Source organism: Pseudomonas sp. NPDC088368 (assembly GCF_044753445.1).
In the GTDB taxonomy this organism is placed as follows: Bacteria; Pseudomonadota; Gammaproteobacteria; order Pseudomonadales; family Pseudomonadaceae; genus Aquipseudomonas; species Aquipseudomonas bambusae.
The window spans coordinates 21,498-34,840 of sequence record NZ_JBIVNG010000011.1; the positions used below are offsets into that span (position 1 = coordinate 21,498).

General features: G+C 60.2%; 13 protein-coding genes and 1 tRNA gene. 4 read left to right on the forward strand and 10 right to left on the reverse strand.

The features are described from left to right. Positions 1–10: 10 nt before the first annotated feature. The 5 genes from ACIQAL_RS23270 to ACIQAL_RS23290 form a co-directional block, all read right to left on the reverse strand. Complete coding sequence (locus ACIQAL_RS23270; protein ID WP_401149843.1) at positions 11–1,669, reverse strand: thiamine pyrophosphate-binding protein; 1,659 nt, start codon at positions 1,667–1,669, stop codon at positions 11–13. Then, a complete protein-coding gene (locus tag ACIQAL_RS23275) occupies positions 1,662–2,900 on the reverse strand; it encodes an MFS transporter (RefSeq protein WP_401149845.1) in 1,239 nt (412 codons plus the stop codon). Before ACIQAL_RS23275 ends, ACIQAL_RS23270 begins: the two co-directional genes overlap by 8 nt. Positions 2,901–3,153: 253 nt before the next feature. Next, positions 3,154–3,858 (reverse strand): hypothetical protein, encoded by a 705-nt coding sequence (locus ACIQAL_RS23280; protein ID WP_401149846.1) that lies wholly within the window; start codon positions 3,856–3,858, stop codon positions 3,154–3,156. A 71-nt stretch (positions 3,859–3,929) separates the two neighbouring features. Next, the gene (locus ACIQAL_RS23285; RefSeq protein WP_341962022.1) at positions 3,930–4,274 is read right to left on the reverse strand and encodes a bacteriocin; all 345 of its coding nucleotides are present in this window, start codon (positions 4,272–4,274) and stop codon (positions 3,930–3,932) included. 134 nt (positions 4,275–4,408) lie between these two features. Then, positions 4,409–4,485 (reverse strand) — tRNA-Met (locus ACIQAL_RS23290). 1,493 nt (positions 4,486–5,978) lie between these two features. On the opposite strand from ACIQAL_RS23290, the gene ACIQAL_RS23295 reads away from it, so the two are divergent. The 3 genes from ACIQAL_RS23295 (at position 5,979) to ACIQAL_RS23305 (ending at position 8,662) form a co-directional block, all read left to right on the forward strand. Continuing rightward, positions 5,979–6,986: a methyl-accepting chemotaxis protein gene (locus ACIQAL_RS23295; RefSeq protein WP_401150133.1), complete on the forward strand. Its 1,008-nt coding sequence runs from the start codon at positions 5,979–5,981 to the stop codon at positions 6,984–6,986. Between the two features lie 114 nt (positions 6,987–7,100). Continuing rightward, entirely contained in the window at positions 7,101–7,757 is a 657-nt protein-coding gene (locus ACIQAL_RS23300; RefSeq protein WP_401149848.1) for a class I SAM-dependent methyltransferase, read from the forward strand. 8 nt (positions 7,758–7,765) lie between these two features. Beyond that, positions 7,766–8,662, forward strand: a complete 897-nt coding sequence (locus ACIQAL_RS23305) for a methylenetetrahydrofolate reductase (RefSeq protein ID WP_401149850.1) — start codon at positions 7,766–7,768, stop codon at positions 8,660–8,662. A gap of 21 nt (positions 8,663–8,683) precedes the next feature. On the opposite strand, the gene ACIQAL_RS23310 is transcribed toward ACIQAL_RS23305, so the two are convergent. Together ACIQAL_RS23310 and ACIQAL_RS23315 are read right to left on the reverse strand one after the other, a co-directional pair. Beyond that, positions 8,684–9,394: a glutathione binding-like protein gene (locus tag ACIQAL_RS23310; protein WP_401149851.1), complete on the reverse strand. Its 711-nt coding sequence runs from the start codon at positions 9,392–9,394 to the stop codon at positions 8,684–8,686. Continuing rightward, positions 9,391–9,999, reverse strand: a complete 609-nt coding sequence (locus ACIQAL_RS23315) for a TetR/AcrR family transcriptional regulator (RefSeq protein ID WP_401149852.1) — start codon at positions 9,997–9,999, stop codon at positions 9,391–9,393. Before ACIQAL_RS23315 ends, ACIQAL_RS23310 begins: the two co-directional genes overlap by 4 nt. 159 nt (positions 10,000–10,158) lie before the next feature. Here ACIQAL_RS23315 and ACIQAL_RS23320 point away from each other — a divergent pair, with 159 nt between their 5' ends. Further along, the gene (locus tag ACIQAL_RS23320) at positions 10,159–10,860 is read left to right on the forward strand and encodes a glutathione S-transferase family protein (RefSeq protein WP_401150135.1); all 702 of its coding nucleotides are present in this window, start codon (positions 10,159–10,161) and stop codon (positions 10,858–10,860) included. An 89-nt stretch (positions 10,861–10,949) separates the two neighbouring features. Here the strand turns inward: ACIQAL_RS23320 and ychF are convergent, their stop codons facing one another. The 3 genes from ychF to ACIQAL_RS23335 form a co-directional block, all read right to left on the reverse strand. Beyond that, positions 10,950–12,050 carry a redox-regulated ATPase YchF gene (gene ychF / locus ACIQAL_RS23325; protein ID WP_166597266.1) on the reverse strand — a complete coding sequence of 367 codons (1,101 nt, stop codon included), beginning with the start codon at positions 12,048–12,050 and terminating at the stop codon, positions 10,950–10,952. A 20-nt stretch (positions 12,051–12,070) separates the two neighbouring features. After that, a complete protein-coding gene (gene pth / locus ACIQAL_RS23330) occupies positions 12,071–12,655 on the reverse strand; it encodes an aminoacyl-tRNA hydrolase (protein WP_166597265.1) in 585 nt (194 codons plus the stop codon). 75 nt (positions 12,656–12,730) lie between these two features. Beyond that, entirely contained in the window at positions 12,731–13,336 is a 606-nt protein-coding gene (locus ACIQAL_RS23335) for a 50S ribosomal protein L25/general stress protein Ctc (protein ID WP_166597264.1), read from the reverse strand. Positions 13,337–13,343: the final 7 nt, after the last annotated feature.

Here is a 13,343-nt window from a genome sequence, read left to right on the forward strand (position 1 = left end):
GCAACACCTCTTAATCAAGACGAGCCTGGGGGGTGATCTGCCGAGGGTCGACGCGCAACTCGATCAGCGCCGCGACGCCTGCTTTTTGTGCGCGCTGGAAGGCAGCAGGAAAATCTTCGCTGCGTTCGACCCGCTCGGCATGAGCCCCGAAGGATTGGGCCAGGGCGATAAAGTCCGGGTTGGCCAGCTCGGTGGCTGATACGCGCCCCGGGTATTCGCGCTCCTGGTGCATGCGAATGGTCGCAAGCATGCCGTTGTTTACCACAATGATCACTATCGGCGCGTTGTATTGCAGCGCTGTGGCCAGCTCTTGAGGGTACATCATGAAACAGCCGTCGCCAGCGAAGCAGACCACCGTGCGCTGGGGGGAGTGCAGTTTCGCGGCGATGGAGGCGGGTAAACCGTAGCCCATGGCGCCGTTAGTGGGGGCCAGTTCGGTGGCGGGCCGGCGATAGCGGTAGAAGCGATGCACCCAGACCGTGTAGTTCCCGGCGCCGTTGGTCATGACAGCGTCGTCCGGCAGCACCTCGTTCAGGTGTGCGACCACCGAGCCCATGTCCACGCCCGCCAATTGCGGGTGCGGCAGCGGCGGGGTGGAGTGCTCCAGATAATCGGCGCGGGCGGCGTCGGTCCAGCTTTTCCAGGCGCCGCTGGCGACAGGTTCGAGGGCCGCGGCCGCGTGGGCGAAGGTGCCCAGTGAGGACAGAATCGGCAGCTGTGCACGGTAAACCCGGTTCAACTCCTGCGGGTCGGGATGCACATGCACCATCGGCTGTTTCGGCGTCGGGCTTTCGATCAGCGTGTAGCCTTGGGACACCGTTTCGCTCAGCCGCGAGCCGATCACCAGCAACAGGTCGCTGGTCTTGACCCGCTCCAGCAGCTTTGGCGAGGTGCCCAGACCGAGTTGGCCGACGTAGTGTGGATCGCGATTATCGAACAGGTCCTGCCGACGAAACGAGGCGGCCACCGGCAAGTGATTGGCGTGAACGAAGCGCTGCAGGGCTTGCGTCGAGCCGGCGTCCCATCCGGTGCCGCCGACGATCACCAACGGCTGTTTCGCCGCTGCGAGCAGATCGCGCAATTCAGCGAGCGCAGCGGCGTCGGGCGCAGCATGGGTGACACGCACTGGCTGCGCGTCAGCGACATCGGCGGAGCCGAACAACACTTCTTCAGGCAGGGCGATGACCACCGGCCCCGGTCGGCCGGACAGGGCGATGCTGAAGGCTTTGCTGACGATTTCCGGGATGCGCTCGATGCTGTCGATTTCGGTGGCCCACTTCGCCAGGCCACCGAACATCTGCATGTAATCGACTTCCTGAAATGCTTCGCGTCCCTTGAAGCGGCTCTCGATCTGGCCGACGAAAAGAATCATCGGCGTCGAGTCCTGTTTGGCGGTGTGCACGCCATTGCTGGCGTGGGTAGCGCCAGGGCCGCGTGTCACGAAGCAGATGCCGGGGCGCCCGGTGAGCTTGCCGTATGCGTCGGCCATGTTCGAGGCGGCGCCTTCGTGACGGGTGACGATGGTGCGGATGGACGTAGCGTCGTGCAGCGCGTCGAGCACCGGCAAGTAGCTTTCGCCTGGAACGCAATAAAGGGTGTCGACGGCGTTTCGGATCAGCGCTTCGACGAGAATCTGGCCGCCATTACGCGGTGCTTTGGAATCAGACATGGATTTCGAGTTCCTTGTTACGGGTTTCCGGCAGAACGAGAGCGACGAGGAAGACCAGCACATACGAGCAAGCAGCCCATACGCCAATCGACGCCGCAAGCCCGAATGAGGCGCTGGTCAGGCCGACACCGGCCGGCACCAACGCGCCGATTCCGCGACCAAAATTGTAGGAAAAGCCACCGGCAGTACCGCGAATCTGCGCCGGGAACAGCTCGGTGAAACAGGCGCCCATTCCCGACACGATGCCGGACTGAAACAACCCCAGTGGGAAGCCCAGCAACAGCAGGCTCCACATCGGCAGGTGCAATTGGGTGTAGACCAGAACGGTGACGGTTGCACCGGCGGCGGACAGGGCGAAGGTCTTGCGCCGCCCCAGGTAATCGCTCAGGTACGCCATGCCGACGTAACCGCAGAACGAGCCAAAGATGTTCACGGCCAGGTACAACGTGGTCATGCTCACGGTCAGGCCCTGGGTCTCTCGCAGGTAAGTGACCAGCCAAGTGAGAATCGTGTAGTTGCCACCCAGTGCGCCTGCGGCCATCAGCGAGGCCATCGCCGTCAGCGGGAAGACCCCGGGCGAAAAGATCAGCGCGAAGTTGGTCCACAGGGACGTCGTCGCCCGGTATTGCGCAGCGGCTTCGAAAGCCTCGGATTCGGCGATGTTGCGGCGCATCCACAGCACCAGAAAGCCCGGCAGCAGCCCGATCAGAAACAGCACGCGCCAGGCGTCGTGTTCAGGCAACAGGTTGAACGTCACCCAGTACGCCAAGGCGGCCAGCGCATAACCCACAGGCCAGCCCGCCTGGACCGATCCCACCGCGCGACCGCGAATGCGTTTATCGACCACCTCACCAATCAACACCGCGCCCGCCGCCCATTCGCCGCCAAAGCCCAGGCCTTGCAGGCTGCGGGTCAGCAACAGTTGATGGAAGGAGTCGGTGAAGGCCGAGAGGCCGGTGAACAAGGAAAACCAAAGGATTGCCAGCTTCAGGACTTTGACCCGACCGATGCGATCAGCCAACAGGCCAGCAATCACACCGCCGATGGCCGAAGCGATCAACGCCGACGTGCCGATTACACCCGCTTCGGCCTTGGTCATGCCCCAGACCGCGAGCAAGGTGGGGATCACGAAGGCAAACAGCTGGACATCCATCGCATCCAGCGCCCACCCCATGAAACACGCCCAAAACGTTCGCTTCTGGCTGGGCGCCATACTGCCGTACCACGACATAGATACTCCATTGCGCTGCTGCGCTGTTGTTATTGGAATCTGGATAGATGCCCACAGGCGGCGACATCATGGGGCGAGTATGTGAGAGCCGCGGGGTAGGGCGAATAGCATGGGGTGCATAGCTGGTATGCGGGGGATGGGGAGAGGCGTGGGAGGCTAGCTGTAGCAGCACGGCTTGCCGACGGTGGCTTCCTTGACACCGCCACCGCCGGCAAGCCGTGCTGCTACAGCGGTCATGTCACTGTATTCAAGCTTATTGCTGAACCGCGCTAAACCCTTCGAACGCCGTCTGCTGCTGAATTGCAGTGACGATGTTCTTGCGCGTGGCAGGCTGCTCGTTGCCCTCTTTGTCGACGAACATTTCGTTCTGCAATTCGGCTTCGTCGCCTTCACCAACGAAAGAGAAACCGAGGAACTCGAACGCTTCGCGGTCGGCGTTAGCCTTGGAGCGTGGGGTGCGCAGGGGCAGGGTGACGCTGGCGCCGTCCTTGCTGATGATGAACACTTCGGCTTCTTTTTTGACCCGCGCGGCCTTGCTCTTGCCGCCGCTCGGGTTGCTGACGGCCTGATGCGTCTGGTTCAGGACTTTCAGCGCCAGGCTGTAGACCAACTCTTGAAAGCTCGGGTCATCCTTGTAACTGGACAGAATCCGGCTGATCGGGAATTTCGTGCTCAGGTCTTCCAGAGCGGCCATGTCGGCGGCTTCAGCGTCTTTCAACTGTTTCAGCTGACCCATCAATTCGTAGGCCTGATCGTCATCAAAACGGTCGTGGGCCTGACGGATGGCGGCGCGCAATTCACGAATCTGATCGCTTTCCTTGGCGCTATGAAAGGCGTCGAGGACCATTTCGCTGATGGTTTTCGCCTGCGGCACATGCTGTGAAAGATTGATGGCGTCTTCGTAAGCCTGCTTGGAGGCGAGTGCAGGCGCTGCTACGTCGGTGTGGGAATCAGACATTGAACATCCATTGCTTCATTAACGGGTTTGATCGCGAAACGCGCATCCGGCGTTTCGCGAAGGAGGGTAAATTATTTACCGCCCAGAGCACCACCCGCTGCGCCACCTAAACCTGCGCCGATGGTCCCGCCCGTACTGCCGCCCAACTTGTTGCCAATGACTGAACCGGCCGCGCCGCCCAGGCCGCCGCCGATGGCGGCGCGAGTCTTGTGGCCTTTTTTCGCGCCGACGGCACTGCCCGCCGCGCCTGCCAGGCCCGCACCGACGACCGCGCCATTACTGCCGCCCATCTTTTGACCGACGACGTTCCCCAGCGCACCGCCCAGACCGCCACCAATCGCGGTGTTGGTGCTGCCTGCCATCGCGGCTTGGGAAATCAGAAGACCTAAAACCAGTGCAGGAAGTGTGAAGCGCATGAATTCGACCTCGGAAGAGACAGGGTGATGGGCTGATTGGACCAGAGATGTCTGGACCGACAAGGCCATGAGCGGCACGTGTCGGACACCCAGAAACAACAAAGCCCGCACGAGGCGGGCTTTGTTGAGGTACTTGGTGGCTACACAGGGACTTGAACCCCGGACCCCAGCATTATGAATGCTATGCTCTAACCAACTGAGCTATGTAGCCAAGTGGCGCGCATTATTCGCTCAGATTGAAGATGTGTCAAGCTTCTCTCCAAAAAATTTATGCGTGTGATCAAGCGGTTAGGGTTTTCAGCCCGAATCCTCTGCGCATAACGCTGAGCGGCCGTCACCGGGTGACATCTTTACAGCGCGGCTTGTGTGTTTTTGCCCCACTTTTGTGCACGTGAAGTGCACTGTCTTTGTTCGTGCGCCCAATTAGATGGCGTCTTGCTATCGGTCCGTTTCTTGCTTATGCCTGCTCTATGGCTAGCCCTGGTGCGGGGCGTTGGCGCATTGATTTGACACCGCCGATCGATCCCCGGCATAGGGGACGGGTGGTTGTCGTTTTTGAAACAAAGACATGGCATTTTGCCGGTAAGAATGTGAGGCAGCAGCTGTAGTGGTCACAAGCCGCGACAGCGGGTTGTCCGTGAGGAGTCGTCGGACATGCAAAGTCTTTTGTCGCCAGGAATCCGCCTGCTCGGACGTTTCGGGTTTGCACGCAAGTTTCAGGTGCTTTTCTTCCTGTTCATGCTGCCGCTGGCCGGCAGCTTATGGATGATTGGACAGGATTACCGCAGCAAACTGGCGGTCATTTCCGGCGAGCAATCCGGGGTGCGCCAATTGCTGGCGCTGGATGCACTGGATGCGCAACTGACGTCTCAGCGCAATCTCGCCGCCCGCTGGAAGGCGGCCGATATCCTCCACGATCCAACCCCGGCAGCCAAAGCCGCCATGGCGGCGCTGGATGCGGGCAACCCGGTCCTGATGCAAACGCTTGCCAAAGTGGGCGATGAGCTCAATGCGCGTAAGGCTGGCCCGGACACGCTGGCGCGCTTTAAGGCGTTGCAGGCGCTGGTGAAGGGGATGGATTCCGAATCTCTGCGGACCATTGGCTGGTGGCCGGACGGTTACGACCGCTTCACTTCCGCGTTGACAGGGTTGCAGAGCCTGCGTGAGCAGATCGCCATGGACAACGGCCTGATTCTTGATCCATGGCTCGAAACCTACCTGCTGATGCAAGTCTCCACGCAACAGGCGCCTGATTTGATCGAGCGTATCGGTCGCATGGCCAGTATCGGTCAGTCCTCCATCGCGTCGGGCCAGTTCACCCTGCAAAGCCGTTTGCAGATGCGCGATCTTCGCGGGCGCATCACCGATGCTCGCGACCAATTGGTCAAGGCCGCTGCGTCGCTCCAGGCGAAAGCTTACCCCGGCATGGAGCCGTGGACCCGGGTCTACAACGACAGCCTCCAGCGCCTCGACGCCGAGCTGAAAGTGCTGGATGACGGCGTCTTCGGCGGGAGCATCAAGCTCGACACCGCCGGGTTCGAGCGCAGTGTTGATAGTGTCCTCGAAGCCCTCTCGATGTTGCGCAATCAGTCGTTGAACGCCCTCGACAGTCGTCTGGATTACTACCACGACCGGGCGATCAAGCAGTTCATCCCGGTCGCGGCAATCTTCAGCGTCCTGGCGCTGGCCGCGTTGTACCTGTTCATGTGTTTGCAGGCGTCGATTCGTCGCAGCGCCAAAGGCATCACCACCCTGGCGGAGTCTCTGCGTGACGGCAACCTGTGTGTCGAAGTCGCTGTTGAGGGCCGTGACGAGCTGGCGGCCATTAGCACGGCGTTGAACGTGGCGGTGGTGCAGCTGCGCGCTAGCCTGCTGGGCGTCAACCATGAAACGCAGCAGTTGGGTTCGGCGGTGGTCACGCTCAACTCGCAGGCGGGCAGCACGTTGAACGAAGTCGAAGATCAACAACAGCAGATCAGCCAGATCGCCGCTGCCGCCACTCAACTCGCGGCGACTTCTCTCGGTGTCGCCAAGAGCTGTGAGGAAGCGTCTGGCAGTGCTCAGCAGACCCGCCGCATTGCCGAAGACAGCAGCCGTGACAGCGTGCGCACCACCGCCAGCATCCAGCAACTCAATCAGCGCCTGACCGATACCGCCAACGCGCTGGGCAAAGTCAGTGAGCAAGGTCAGCAAATTCAGTCAGTGGTCGACACCATTCGCGGCATCGCCGAACAGACCAACCTGCTGGCACTGAATGCCGCCATCGAAGCGGCCCGGGCGGGCGAGCAGGGCCGTGGTTTTGCGGTCGTGGCAGATGAAGTGCGCAGCCTGTCGCAACGCACGCAGGCCTCCACCGCGCAGATCGCCGGGACAGTCGACAGTCTGCGCGCCACGGTGAGCCAGGCGGTGACTTTGATGGAAGCCGCCTGTGGCCAGGCGATTACCGACGCGCAATCGGTCACCGGTCTTGGCGAGCGTCTGGGCGAGATTGCCAGTGCGGTGCAGATCGTCACCGACACGCTGGCGCAGATCGCCACCGCCGTGGAGGAGCAAGCTGCCACGGCCGATGAAGTCAGCGGCAACATCCAGCAGGTTGACCAGGCGGCCGGGCGTCTGCTCGATGGCGCGCGGGCGGTGAATCACGCCGCTGACACCCTGAGCAAAGGCAGTCGGGCGTTGAGCGATAACACGTCGAGGTTTCAGTTGGGATGACCCGTCCAGTGTCCGGCCGACGCGACACGGCGAGGTTGAAATACAAAAAGTCTTGACGATGGGGGTGAGTCATCGGTTTTATCGCCGCTGACTCATTCATTCAAGGCTTCCCTCATGACTGACAGTAGTGCCGCCGGCGCCGCGGTGTATTCGCCGCTAACGTTGGCTTTGTATGACGCATGGGTGCTCGGAATCTCCAATCGCTATGCATGGCGTTGTCCGACCCAAACTGCGTTGCTGCCGTTCTTTCGCGCCAACGTGCGCCCGCGTCATTTGGACATCGGCGTGGGCACGGGCTACTACCTGGCAAAGACGCAACTCTCTTCGCAAACCCAGATCACCCTGCTCGACCTTAACCCCAGCAGCCTTGAAGCCGCTAAACGGCGCATCGCTCGACCGGGGACGCGCACGATCCAGCACGACGTCTTCAAGCCCATCCCGGGCGACGAGCGTTTCGATTCGATTTCCCTTTTCTACTTGCTGCATTGTCTGCCGGGGCCGCTGGATGCCAAGGCGGCGATCTTCGGCCACCTCAAGCACAATTTGCAGCCGGACGGCGTGCTGTTCGGCGCGACGATTCTGGGGGATGAGGCCGGGCACAATGCCTTTGGCCGCAAGCTCATGGCCGTCTACAACAAAAAGGGCATTTTTGGTAATCGGCACGACACCGAAGCTGGGTTCGAGGGCCGTCTGCGCGAACACTTCCGTGACGTGACCCTCAAGCGTGAAGGATGTGTATTGCTGTTTCGCGCAGCGCAACCGATTGTCTGAGCCATTCAATGGTGATGTCTCAAGAGCACAATAAAAAGATGAATGCTGTGACGATTCCGTCGATCCGGACAAGCCTATTTCAGGGCTTTTCACTGGAGACGACCGCCAAAGACGCTGTGCAGATGGGCCGGGCCATGGCGGCTCTACCCCCTGGAACACCCGTCAATATCGCTTTCTTGGGGAGCGAGAGTTTCGAGCAACGGCTGGCAGCTGTTCAGGCGTTGATCTCAGGCCGTGTTAGCCCAAGACCGATTATTTCTTCTCGACGAATTACCTCGCACTCCGTGCTTCAGTCATTTCTGGAGCAGGCGATGGTCAGTGCGCCGTTAACGGGGATATTTCTGGTGGGGGGTGATCCGCAGGTGCCGCAAGGGCCGTTCCGCGACTCGCTGGAGCTGATTGGCAGCGGGCTCCTGGACGGGCTCGACGTGCAGATGGTCGGCGTGCCTGGCTACCCGGAAGGCCACCCGCATATCCGGGATGAGGTCTTGTGGGATTACCTGACGCGGAAAATCGCTGCGCTGCGCGAGAGAGGCTTCGACGTCGAAATTACCACTCAGCTGTCATTCGACAGCGAAGCAGTGGTCACGTGGATTGAAAAAGTCCGACAGGCTGGTCTGAATGTTCCGATTCGCGTCGGCATTCCCAGCCCATCGTCGCTGACTGGCATTTTGCGGTTCGCCAAACAATGCCGGGTCGGAACGTCAGCCCAGTTGCTCCAGCGCTATGGCCGGCACGTCACATCGCTGTTGGGCACCGAAGGGCCTGAACGCTTTCTGACTGAACTGATGCAGGCGCTGGAGCAGCGAAATCTCGGAGAGGCTCGCCTGCATTTGTATCCGCTGGGCGATGTGCCCAAGGCTGTTGCGTGGCTTCATGCCTGTGAGCAAAAAGCCTTGGGCTAAGCGTTTTGTTCAGCCGTGTGATCAGTCGGCTTTCGGCGCGTTCGTGGCGGTCTGGCCAAACAGAATCCTCTTGCCTTCCTCGGTGACGGTGGCGCGGTTCTGCGACAGCGCCTCTCCCTGCGCGTAGGCCCGAAGGGTCGCGGGGCGTGCCTGAATCGTCTGGAACCAGCGTTTCAGGTTCGGAAAGTCGTCCAGATTCTGTTGCTGGCGTTGCCACGGCACCACCCACGGATACGCGGCCATGTCTGCGATGGAATATTCGTCGCCGCCAATAAATACACGACCCTCAAGGCGGCGATTCAGGACGCCATACAAGCGGTTGGTCTCGTTGACGTAGCGGTTGATGGCGTAGGGCAACTTCTCCGGGGCATACACGCCAAAATGATGATTCTGACCCGCCATGGGCCCCAGCCCGCCCATCTGCCACATCAGCCATTCGGTGACGGTTTTCTTGCCGCGCACATCCGTTGGCAGGAACTCGCCGGTTTTCTCTGCCAGGTAGAGCAGAATCGCGCCCGATTCGAAAACCGTGAGCGGCTCGCCACCGTCAGCAGGGGCCGTGTCGATGATCGCGGGCATCCGGTTGTTCGGCGAGAACGCCAGAAAGTCGGGTTTGAACTGATCCCCGGCGCTGATATCGACGGGATGAATGCGGTATTCCAGCCCGACCTCTTCGAGAAATAGAGTGATTTTGTGACCGTTGGGGGTTGGCCAGTAGTAAAGCTCGATCATCGCTGAGATTCCGTGGCAAACGAGGGAAGGGGAGTTGCATGTGTGTGGGATGTGTTTGCGTCGAGCAAAGCAAGCACGGGCCTTACGACGCTTTCCAGCAAGGGGCGCTGTGGCCGGGCGCGGGCCAGGACGCGGATGCCGAGCAATACGCCGAGCAACAGACCGCTGACATCCATAGCCGAAAGCGACCGGGAAATACTGCCGTCAGCCTGGCCCGCTGCCACGCAACGGTAGAAAAACGCTTCGGCCCGCGTCAGGAAGTCATCGATGATTTCCTGTGCATCAGGCGCGTCTGGTACGGCCTCAAGGGCCGAGTTCACCATCATGCAGCCGCGGTGATGAACATCACTCATCGAGCGGTCGATGATTTCGACGAAGAAAGTTTCAATCGCCAGGCGCGGAGCAAGCGTTCTTTCTAGCCGCACCACCCGTTCACCAAAACTGCTTTCCAGGTAGTGCGCCAATGCCCTGCGGTAAAGGCCGCGTTTGTCACCGAATGCGTTGTAGACGCTGGCGCCGGTGATCCCCATGCATTCGATCAGGTCACGCATCGACGTCGCTTCGAAACCCTTTGCCCAAAAGCACTGGATCGCGGCGTCGAGCACAGCCTGTTCATCGAATTCTCTTGGTCTTGCCATCGCTGATGTCCTCTCAGGGGCAAACGCGGGCGTTGCGTCTTGCTCCGTAGTTCGCCTAATCTAAAACAGTCGTTCTAAAACTAAAACCTGTTTTTTCCCGACCTCGACCTTTCAGAGATGACCGCCATGATTCGTTTCTATTTTCACCCGACCCCTAACCCGGCCAAAGTTGCGTTGTTCCTGGAGGAGTCAGGTCTGGCCTATGAGGTGGTGCCGGTGGACACCAGCAAGGGCGAGCAGCATCTGCCCGAATTTCGCGCCGTAAACCCCAACGGCAAAGTCCCGGCGATCATCGACACCGACGGCTTGGGCGGCAAAGAAGTGCGCGTGTTCGACTCCAGCGCCATTCTGCTGTACCTGGGCGAAAAGACGGGTCAGTTCATGGGCGCTCCTGAAGACAAGGCTGAACTGCTGTCCTGGCTGTTCTTCATCGCGTCGGGCTTGGGGCCGTTTTCCGGGCAAGCGGTGCACTTCCAATACGCCGCCCCCGAGGGCAACGACTACGCCATCAACCGCTACCGTCGCGAAATCGAGCGTCACTACGAAGTGCTTGATACGCACCTGGCAGACCGCGAATACATCGTCGGCAACGAATACACCCTCGCCGACATCTCCACGTGGGGTTGGCTGATCAGGGCGCCTCGCGTGATGAAAGGCTCGGAAGATGCGCTCGCTGATTTCCCGCATCTCAAACGCTGGTTCCAGCGCATCGAAGCCCGCCCTGCTGCTCAGCGTGCTCGAAATGTGGGGAAAGAGTTGGCGTTCAAGAAAGACATGGACGAACAAGCGAAGCGCGCGCTGTTTCCGTCGAATTATCCGAAGGCGTGATGGGCGGGTAGAGGCGTAAGGAAACGAGCAACAAAAAGCCCCCAGGCGGGGGCTTTCAAAGGCGTGCTAATCGGGCAGGAAGCCTCGGATTAAACGTTGAACCGGAAGTGCAGCACGTCGCCATCCTTGACGATGTAGTCCTTGCCTTCCAGGCGCCATTTACCGGCTTCCTTGGCACCCGCTTCGCCCTTGTACTGGATGAAGTCGTTGTAGGCGACGCACTCGGCGCGGATGAAGCCTTTTTCGAAGTCGGTGTGGATCACGCCCGCAGCCTGTGGCGCGGTGGCGCCGACGCGGACGGTCCAGGCGCGGACTTCTTCGACACCGGCGGTGAAGTAGGTCTGCAAGTGCAGCATTTCGTAGCCTGCGCGGATCACGCGGTTCAGGCCAGGCTCTTCGAGGCCCAGGGCTTCAAGGAACATGTCCTTCTCTTCGCCGTCGTCCAGCTCGGCGATTTCGGCTTCGATCTTGTTGCAGACCGGCACCAGCATCGCGCCTTCTTCTTCGGCGATGGCGCGAACCACGTCCAGGTGCGGGTTGTTTTCGAAGCCGTCTTCCGCGACGTTGGCGATGTACATGACCGGTTTGGTGGTCAGCAGATGGAAGCCCTTGATCACGGCTTTCTCATCGGCACCCATGTTCTTCATCAGGCTGCGCGCAGGCTTGCCCTCGGTGAAGTGGGCGATGAGTTGTTCCAGCAGGCCTTTTTGGACGACTGCGTCTTTGTCGCCGCCCTTGGCATTGCGGGTGACTTTCTGCAGCTGTTTTTCGCAACTGTCGAGGTCGGCGAAGATCAGTTCAAGGTCGATGATTTCGATGTCGCGTTTCGGGTCGACGCTGTTGGAGACGTGAATCACGTTCTCGTCTTCAAAGCAGCGGACCACGTGAGCGATGGCGTCGGTTTCGCGAATGTTGGCGAGGAACTTGTTGCCCAGGCCTTCACCTTTTGACGCGCCTGCGACGAGGCCCGCGATGTCAACGAACTCCATCGTGGTCGGCAGAATGCGCTTCGGGTTGACGATGTCGGCCAGCGCCTGAAGACGTGGATCGGGCATGGGCACGATGCCGCTGTTCGGCTCGATGGTGCAGAAGGGAAAGTTCTCCGCCGCAATACCGGATTTGGTCAGGGCGTTGAACAGGGTGGACTTGCCGACGTTGGGCAGGCCGACGATGCCGCAGTTGAATCCCATGGTGTTTCCCCTCAGTGATGTCAGGCCTTCTGGCTGTGCAGGACACGCATCGCTTTGGCGAAGTCGCCTGCGAGGACATCCGGCAGCGCGCCGAGGGCAAAGTCGATACTGGCGTCCAGTTTTTCCTGTTCGGCGCGTGGCGCACGACCCAGTACGAAGTTGGAGACCAGGCTGGCATCGCCGGGGTGGCCGATGCCAAGCCGCAGGCGATAAAAGCCGTTTTGATTGCCGAGCTGCGCGATGATGTCGCGCAGGCCGTTATGCCCGCCGTGTCCGCCGCCCAGTTTGAGTTTGGCGACGCCCGGAGGCAGGTCGAGTTCGTCGTGGGCCACCAGTATGGCCTGCGGAGGAATCCGGAAGAAACCCGCCAGCGCTGCGACAGACTGGCCGCTGCGGTTCATGTACGTGGTGGGAATCAGCAGACGAACGTCTTGGCCTTGATGGCTGAATTTAGCCGTCAGACCGAAATACTTGCGGTCAGCCGTCAGATTGACGCGCTGTGCGCTGGCGATACGTTCAACGAAAAGAGCCCCTGCGTTATGCCGGGTCTGTTCGTATTCGGGGCCGGGGTTTCCCAGGCCGACGATCAGTTGGATGGCGGTCACGTCAGGGGCTCTTCCTTGGGTCGAGTGTGATGGTGCCGGGCACCATCACGGGTTCAACCGGCTAGCGAGTAATGATTACTCTGCTTCGCCTTCTGCGGTGCCTTCTTCTTCCTGGACGACACGTGGAGCGTGGACGTTTGCGATGTCCAGGTCCTTGCCGTGTGCCAGAGCGACGAATTCAACACCTTTAGGTGCTTTAACGTCGGACAGGTGAACGTTGTCGCCGATTTCCAGCGCGCCCAGGTCAACTTCGATGAACTCAGGCAGATCTTTAGGCAGGCAGGACACTTCCAGTTCAGTGGTAGTGTGCGAGATTTCGCCGCCTTTCTTGATCGGAGCTTCTTCGTTGATGAAGTGCACCGGTACGGTTGCGGTCAGTTTCTGGCCAGCAACAACACGGATGAAGTCAGCGTGCATGATGAATTGCTTGGCAGGGTGACGTTGCATCGCTTTAACGATCACGTTCTGCTTGGCGCCATCAACGTTCAGTTCGATAACGTGGCTGAAAGCCGCTTCGTTTTCGAACAGTTTGGCGATTTCCTTGGCCACGATGGTCACGGATTCAGCAGCCTTGTTACCACCGTAAACAACGGCAGGGATGCTGGCGGCGTGACGCAGGCGGCGGCTCGCACCTTTCCCCAGGTCAGTACGCGCTTGGGCGTTCAGAGTAAAGTCAGTCATTTTGTAT

Coding starts and splice junctions, on each gene's coding strand:
- ACIQAL_RS23270 (WP_401149843.1), bottom strand. CDS start 1,669: ATGTCTGATTCCAAAGCACCGCGTAATGGCGGCCAGATTCTCGTCGAA.
- ACIQAL_RS23275 (WP_401149845.1), bottom strand. CDS start 2,900: ATGTCGTGGTACGGCAGTATGGCGCCCAGCCAGAAGCGAACGTTTTGG.
- ACIQAL_RS23280 (WP_401149846.1), bottom strand. CDS start 3,858: ATGTCTGATTCCCACACCGACGTAGCAGCGCCTGCACTCGCCTCCAAG.
- ACIQAL_RS23285 (WP_341962022.1), bottom strand. CDS start 4,274: ATGCGCTTCACACTTCCTGCACTGGTTTTAGGTCTTCTGATTTCCCAA.
- ACIQAL_RS23295 (WP_401150133.1), top strand. CDS start 5,979: ATGTGTTTGCAGGCGTCGATTCGTCGCAGCGCCAAAGGCATCACCACC.
- ACIQAL_RS23300 (WP_401149848.1), top strand. CDS start 7,101: ATGACTGACAGTAGTGCCGCCGGCGCCGCGGTGTATTCGCCGCTAACG.
- ACIQAL_RS23305 (WP_401149850.1), top strand. CDS start 7,766: ATGGTGATGTCTCAAGAGCACAATAAAAAGATGAATGCTGTGACGATT.
- ACIQAL_RS23310 (WP_401149851.1), bottom strand. CDS start 9,394: ATGATCGAGCTTTACTACTGGCCAACCCCCAACGGTCACAAAATCACT.
- ACIQAL_RS23320 (WP_401150135.1), top strand. CDS start 10,159: ATGATTCGTTTCTATTTTCACCCGACCCCTAACCCGGCCAAAGTTGCG.
- ychF (WP_166597266.1), bottom strand. CDS start 12,050: ATGGGATTCAACTGCGGCATCGTCGGCCTGCCCAACGTCGGCAAGTCC.
- ACIQAL_RS23335 (WP_166597264.1), bottom strand. CDS start 13,336: ATGACTGACTTTACTCTGAACGCCCAAGCGCGTACTGACCTGGGGAAA.